The following is a 2682-nucleotide window of genomic DNA, read 5'->3' on the forward strand; positions in this document are numbered from 1 at the left end:
GGCTTCTGCCTTGGCTTCTGCCTTGGCTTCTGCCTTGGCTTCTGCCTTGGCTTCTGCCTTGGCTTCTGCCTTGGCTTCTGCCTTGGCTTCTGCCTTGGCTTCTGCCTTGGCTTCTGCTTTGGCTTCTGCTTTGGCTTTAGCTTCTGCTTCTGCTTCGGCTTCGGCTTCTGCTTTGGCTTTGCTGTTGCTCTTGTTGTCCCCTCTCCCGTTCACGGGAGAGGGGTTGGGGTGAGGGGAAGCTTTTGCTTTTGCTTCAGCTATAGCCATTGCTCTGCTGCCCCGAAAAACAACGGCAACAGCAATGGCAACAGCAACAAGCAGAAGCTGCCCTCACCCCTACCCCTCTCCCGCGGACGGGAGAGGGGAAAGCAGAGCAGAGCTGGACAAAGCCAAAGCCAAGCCAAAGCAAGAGCAGCGCCAAAGCAAAGGCGTGAGCAAAGCGAAAGCAGAGCCGAAGCAAAGCGAAAACAGAGCCGAAGCAGAGCCGAAGCAGAGCAAGGCAGAGCAAGGCAGAGCAAGGCAGAGCAAGGCAGAGCAAGGCAGAGCAAGGCAGAGCAAAGCAAAGCAAAGCAGAGCAGAGCAGAGCAAGAGCAGAGCAGAGCAAGAGCCAAACCCAAACCCAAACCCGAGCCCGAGCCCGAGCCCGAGCCCGAGCCCGAGCCAAGCATCCTCAGTCGTAATTACTCAACGCCAGCGACAGCAACGCCTTGGCCTGCTCGCGCAGGGACTGCGGCTCCACGATCTCCGCGTCCGAGCCATAGTGCAGTACGTCCATCAACAGCTCGCGCGACACGCTGTACGGCACCTTCAATTCATAACGCCCATCAGCAAGGAACCGTCCCTGCTGCTTGGAATGCCAATGCTCATCGGCCACCCAGCGGGCCGCCTTGGCACTGAACACAATCGTCGCCCAACCCTTGGGCGCACCCGAGAAGATGCCGTAGCTGGCCGCCAACTGCTCGTTCAACTCTTCATCGGCCACATCACGCGCCGGCTGATCGAGCAGCCGCGCCTGATGGATGCGGTCCACCGCAAAACTTCGCACCGCCTCGCGGCTGTGATCCCAGGCGTCCAGGTACCAGTTGTCGCGGTAATGGGTAATGCGCTGCGGCGATACCGTGCGCCGGGTCGCCTCATCGGTGGACCGTGCGCGGTACTCGAAGGACAGCTGCTTGCGCTCCAACACGCCGGAAGCCACCGTGCGGAAACTGGCCTCGTCCAGCTTGCGGCCGCGGTGTGGAATCACCCGCACCCGCTCCACCGGCCAATGCGAAGCACCCGCCTGGGCGGCCAGCAGGCCTTCGATGCGCTGCTGCAGCGGCGCCAGCATCGACGACAACACCCCGCCGCCGGTCCGCGACAACAGGTGCTGGGATGCCAGCAAGGCGTGCAGCTCCTCCGAGCTCAGCCACAGGCCCGGCAGCTCGAAACGGTCGCTTTCCCCACTCAGGTAGCGGAACCCGGCCTCGCCATCGCCCTCCACCGGCGCCATCAGCGCGTCACGCAGGAAGGCCAGGTCGCGGTAGACCGTGGCACGGGAACAGCTCAACTCCTCCTGCAACCGCATCACCGTGACCGGATAGCGGGCGGACTTGAGCAGACGATGCAGCGCGTTGATGCGTTCATAGCGGTCCATGCCCGGATTATGTCCGACTCCGGGCGTCAATGGAGCAGGTCGGCCACCGCTGTAATCGCGGATGAAGCCCCGGCCGCTGGATGCGCCTGAGGGTCAGGGACCATCCGGTATCATCGCAAGGCCTCCCTTTTCCGTCTCTCCCAAGGAGATCCTCCTGATGTCCCTGCGTGTTTCCCTATTGCTGCCATTGCTGCTGGCCGCCCCGCTGGCCTGGGCCGAAGACGCCACTGATACGTCCGACCTTGCCGCGATGACCTCGCCGTGGAGCGGCAGCGGCGGCGAACTGGGCTTTGCCTCGGCCCACGGCAACAGCACCACCGAAAGCTTCAATGGCCGCCTGAAGCTGCGCTACACCGACGATGACTGGATCCACAGCATGGATCTGTTCGGTCTGCGCTCCAGCGCCGAATACACGGAAACCGCCGATGACGGCAGCACCAGCCGCAAGCGCCAGACCACTGCCAACCGCTACTCCGGCAGTGCCGGCAGCGCCCTGCAGCTGGGCGAGCACCGCCAGCTCACCGCCACGGTGCGTTATGAACGCGACGACTTCGCCACCTACGATCGCCTTGGTACCTTCGGTCTTGGCTACGGTACCCGCCTGATCGACGGCGAACGCGTCACCCTGGACACCCAGATCGGCCCCGGTGTGCGCCGCACCCACAACTCCGAGACCGACGAGAACCGCACCGGCCTGATCGGCCGCGGCCTGTTCGACCTCAAGTTCGGCATCACCGAAAACACCGAGCTGGTCAATTCGCTGCTGGTGGAATCCGGTTCATACAACACCTTCGCGCAGAATGACTTTGGCGTGTCGGTCAACATGAACAAGCACTTCGCCCTCAAGGCGGGTTGGCAGGCGCGCTACAACAGCGACGTTGCCGACCAGAAGCGCAAGACCGATACGCTGTCCACCATGAACGTGGTCTACAGCTTCAAGTAAGCAGGTGCCGGGCGACTGCCCGGCCGCCGCCTCCGGTAGTGCCGCGCCCAGCGGGGGCAGGGCGGTTCCAGCAAAACCCGGCCCCTCGGCCGCGGTGGCTTAT

The 2682-nt window shown here is 63.2% G+C and carries 3 protein-coding genes; 1 reads left to right on the top strand and 2 read right to left on the bottom strand.

Annotated elements, in window-relative coordinates:
* Positions 1 to 267: hypothetical protein (locus tag QMX78_RS21080; protein WP_282273352.1), on the bottom strand; the 267-nt coding region annotated here is incomplete at its 3' end.
* Positions 268 to 670: 403 nt separating this feature from the next.
* Positions 671 to 1636 (bottom strand): YafY family protein, encoded by a 966-nt coding sequence (locus tag QMX78_RS21085; protein ID WP_282273353.1) that lies wholly within the window; start codon positions 1634 to 1636, stop codon positions 671 to 673.
* A 157-nt stretch (positions 1637 to 1793) separates the two neighbouring features.
* Between QMX78_RS21085 and QMX78_RS21090 the strand changes: the two genes are divergently transcribed.
* A complete protein-coding gene (locus QMX78_RS21090) occupies positions 1794 to 2579 on the top strand; it encodes a DUF481 domain-containing protein (RefSeq protein ID WP_282273354.1) in 786 nt (261 codons plus the stop codon).
* Positions 2580 to 2682 lie beyond the last annotated feature (103 nt).

Source organism: Stenotrophomonas sp. PS02298 (assembly GCF_029959445.1).
Taxonomy (GTDB): Bacteria; Pseudomonadota; Gammaproteobacteria; order Xanthomonadales; family Xanthomonadaceae; genus Stenotrophomonas.

Coding starts and splice junctions, on each gene's coding strand:
- QMX78_RS21090 (WP_282273354.1), top strand. CDS start 1,794: ATGTCCCTGCGTGTTTCCCTATTGCTGCCATTGCTGCTGGCCGCCCCG.
- QMX78_RS21085 (WP_282273353.1), bottom strand. CDS start 1,636: ATGGACCGCTATGAACGCATCAACGCGCTGCATCGTCTGCTCAAGTCC.